We start from the raw sequence: 3,791 nt of genomic DNA, 5'->3' as shown, positions 1-3,791 counted from the left end.
TATGCACAAGGCCATGGGCCAAGGTGCCAACTCAGCTGTACAAGTGCCAACAGGATTGCTGCTCTCGGCGGGAGTCATTCTGAAACGATCAGTAACTGGCCGTCGGTAGGGAATCTCAACTGGCCACTAACAAGTGCGCCAGCCAACCGACCCGGCGGTGGAGCGGCCCGGACCACAAACGGGGGATGGGCGGTGCCGGTTTCTGAACCCTCATAGCGTCACATGAAGGCGTCACGGCGTGACGCCTTCTGAACGCGATTGCCTCTGGCGATAAGCCCGGCTGCGGCACCTCGGCGAGCAGTACAGGGCATCCACCCGCTTGCGGTTGCCGCCCGTGACCTCGCCGACGAACCACCAGCCCTTGCAGACCGGGCACCGCTGCTTCGGCCGGCGGTAGGGACGGCCCTCGCGCAAGGCGGCGGCGAACTCCACGTTGTTCCGCCACCACTCCTCCCGCTCACGCTTCCATCTCCACGCTTTCGTGCGGCAGGCCGCTGAGCAGTACCGGCGTGACTTCCGGCACCCCTCAGGCAGCAGGCTGCCGCACTGGCTGCAACTCTGGACGCTCTTCCTTGCCACAACTCCAGGATCCCCCTGGACGATCCATGAGACCAGGAACGCAAGGGAGCCGTTCTCCAGACTCGACTTTGTCTCGCCGCAGGTCAGGGCCACCGCTCGACGGCAAGATCAATGAGACGGGACAACAGGAACCCGGGAGCGTTGATCGCTAGGTGTCTGTCCTGTCTCTGTCGATCTGGCCTCTGTCTCAGGTGATCTGGTCCGATTCACCTGTGGTCTCAAGTGACCTGGTTCGCCTACGCGTTTGAATCGGGCGTCGCAGTTGCGGCTTGTCAGCCAGCGGTGGTCGGCGGTTCTGCAATGCCGATGAAGTTCCCGGCCATAGGCCGGATGCGGACCGACCACCCCAGCGCTGTGAGGTCGTCCGTGAGGGTCTGGACATCGTGGAACACCTTCACGATGCGGTACTGCCTGCCGTCATCGAGCCGGCGCAGCGCCGCTGGGGCTGGCTGGTTCGCGAGGACTTCCTCGTATGCCGCTGCGGCGGGGCCGTCGTCGATGAAGATCGCTTTGCCGCCAGGCGCGAGCGCGGCGGCGACGGTGTTCCAGAAGTCGGGCAGCCGCGCCGGCGGGACATGGGAGAGCCAGAAGGCGAAGAACACGGTGTCGTAGCGTCGTGGCGGCTGCCACTCGAACAGGTCGGCCTCAAGGAATTCCACGGTGGGGAATGCGGTGCGCGCACGAGCGAGGGTCAACACTTCGGTTGCCGCGTCGACAGCCGTCACCGAACGCGCCCGCGCGGCGAGCAGAGGGGTCCACTGGCCCGTTCCGCAGGCTAACTCCAGCACATCCCCGGCAATCGGGAGGTCATCGACGACAGCCAGCAACCTCTGCAGGACCTCGTACTCTGCGTAGGGCCGGTCGTATTCGGCCGCGCCGGCCCTGTAGTAGGCCATCTGTTCTGCCAGGAGAGCGTCGTCATCCATGCAGGTTCCTCTCATCCGGGTTCGGTCAGAGATAAGCGCTCAGCTCGCCAGCTTGATCGCCCCAGACAGCGTCAGCCTTCACCTTTGGGCAAGGTCAAGAGTCATGAGGGCCTGGGCACAGCCGGACCAGATCAACTGAGACAGCATCCGGCATCCCCCCGGCCAGGACCACATCACCTGAGATTCCCGGCATCCCCACGTCTCAGATGAACTGGTCGCCGCACGTCAGGAGGGCGACACGGAACCAGATCCTTTAAGACGGGACAGTGTCTCGCTGTCCGTGATCGTTCCTGTCTGTCCGCTCTCACTCGATCTGTTGATTCTCAACGGAGTTGAGAATCAATCTGCGTCTTCTTGACGAGGTTGCTGCTCGGGTTTCGAGCAGGAGCCCAGTCATCGGGTGACGGAGGCGGTGCTCCTGGACTTTGATCCGCACGTGGTCGCATTCGCGTCGCAGCCGTTCTGGCTGTACTGGGACGACGGACGGCGGATGCGGCGACACGCTCCGGACTGGTTCGCCCGCTTGGATGACGAGTCAGGGGTGGTGATCGACTGCCGCCCGCCGGGGCGGATCGGGCCTCGGGACCAGGAAGCGTTCGATGCGACCGGGCGTGCGTGCGCCGCGGTGGGGTGGAGATTCCGGCTGGTCGGTGAGGTCGACCGGATGCAGTCGTTGAATCTGCGGTGGCTGGCCGGCTACCGGCACCCCCGCTATCAGGGCTCCGAGGCGGTGAGAGCCCGCTTGTCGGAAGTCTTCGCGCAACCGCGTGAGTTGCCGGAGCTGGCGAGATCGCTGATCCGCTGGGTGTGCTGCCGGTGCTCTTCCACCTGCTGTGGACCGGCGTGCTGCGGTGCGACCTGGCGGTTCCGCTGTCGGAACGGCGGCTGGTTCAGTGGGCGGAGGGGGCGACGTGGTGAGCCGGGTGAAGTCCGCGGTCCTGCGGTTGGGTGACCGGGTGCGGTTCGACGGCGCCGTCCATACCGTGGCCGGCTTGTCCGGGACGACGGTGCGTCTGGTGGCGACCTCGGGGGCGGTCTGCGCGGTGCTGCTGTCACATCTGCTCGCTGACGCCGACTTCGAGCTGTTGGACGGGGACCCGGCTCCGCGTGTGCCGCCGGTGGCGCTGTTGGAGGGGCTGCCTGAGGAGGTGGCCCGCAAGGCACGGGAGTGGGAACGCCATGTGGTCGAGGTTGAAACCGGTGTGCCGCCGGATGCGCCCAAGGGGGCACGGCCGAGGCCGGAGTACGACCCGCTCCATCACACTCTCGCGGAGCGAGTCCAGGCCAAGGCCGCCGAGACCGGTGTCGGTCCGTCCACGGTCTCTCGGATGCGCGGGCGCTATCAGCGCCAGGGACTCTGGGGGCTGGTCGACCAGCGTCGCAGTCGGCAGTCGACACCGTTCGGCCAGGCCGATCCGCGGCTGGTGGCTGCGATCGAACAGGAGACGGAGTTGTCGACGGGAACCCGCAAGCGGATGCGACTGCGTGTCGAGGAGACGCTGGCCGCCGAGTACGGGACGGGAACGGTGGTGATGCCGTCCGCGGCAACGTTCTACCGTCTGGTGGCCGTACTCGCCGAGGGCAGGCACGCCTTCGGTGCTGCCACCACCCGCCGGTCGCTGGCCAACCGCCCGGACGGACCGTTCACCGCCACCTGGGCCCTGCGGCCCGGTGAACGGGTGCAGATCGACACCACGCCACTGGACGTGATGGCCGTGCTGGACGACGGGGTCCTGGGCCGGCCCGAACTGACCATCGCGGTCGATGTCGCGACGCGGACCCTATGCGCCGCAGTACTACGGCCGGGCGGGACCAAGGCCGTGGACGCGGCCCTGTTGCTGGCCCGGATGCTGGTGCCGGAGCCGATGCGTCCGGGCTGGTCGCAGAGCCTGGAGCTGAGCCGTTCCCGGATCCCGCACGAACGCCTGCTGAGCCTGGACGCCCGGTTGGAGCACGCCGCCGCCAAGCCGATGATCATGCCGGACACCATCGTCTGCGACCGAGGCAAAGTCTATCTGTCCAGGGCATTCTTGACGGCCTGCCAGTCACTGGGTGTCTCCGTGCAACCCGCGCACCCCCGGACCCCAACCGACAAAGGCATCGTCGAGCGCACATTCGAATCAATCAACACTCTGTTCACTCAATACCTCCCCGCTCACCGGCCGCGATACAGCCCACCGCGGCGCGGACGTTGTAGGTGCCGAGAACCACGTCCGTGCTGGTCACGCGGCATGTTGGTACTCGCGGAGGATGCCGCCGAGGCGGTCGCGTCTGCGGACGTCGAGA

The 3,791-nt window shown here is 66.5% G+C and carries 2 protein-coding genes and 1 pseudogene; 2 read left to right on the top strand and 1 reads right to left on the bottom strand.

From position 1 onward, the window contains the following. Positions 1–851: 851 nt before the first annotated feature. The gene (locus tag ACIQTP_RS46875; protein ID WP_403412355.1) at positions 852–1,505 is read right to left on the bottom strand and encodes a class I SAM-dependent methyltransferase; all 654 of its coding nucleotides are present in this window, start codon (positions 1,503–1,505) and stop codon (positions 852–854) included. A gap of 400 nt (positions 1,506–1,905) precedes the next feature. On the opposite strand from ACIQTP_RS46875, the gene ACIQTP_RS46870 reads away from it, so the two are divergent. Both ACIQTP_RS46870 and ACIQTP_RS46865 read left to right on the top strand, forming a co-directional pair. Beyond that, the gene (locus ACIQTP_RS46870) at positions 1,906–2,457 is read left to right on the top strand and encodes a TnsA-like heteromeric transposase endonuclease subunit (RefSeq protein WP_403412353.1); all 552 of its coding nucleotides are present in this window, start codon (positions 1,906–1,908) and stop codon (positions 2,455–2,457) included. Continuing rightward, a pseudogene (locus ACIQTP_RS46865) lies at positions 2,429–3,791 on the top strand (integrase); the annotation flags it as partial. The gene ACIQTP_RS46870 and the pseudogene ACIQTP_RS46865, both read left to right, overlap by 29 nt.

Origin of the sequence: Streptomyces sp. NPDC090798 (genome assembly GCF_044768965.1) — a bacterium.
Taxonomy (GTDB): domain Bacteria; phylum Actinomycetota; class Actinomycetes; order Streptomycetales; family Streptomycetaceae; genus Streptomyces.
Note: the sequence above shows the minus strand (reverse complement) of the source record. Positions and strands in the feature narration are given on the sequence as shown.

Excerpts from the sequence above, each read along its gene's own strand:
- ACIQTP_RS46875 (WP_403412355.1), bottom strand. The coding sequence starts at position 1,505 with ATGGATGACGACGCTCTCCTGGCAGAACAGATGGCCTACTACAGGGCC.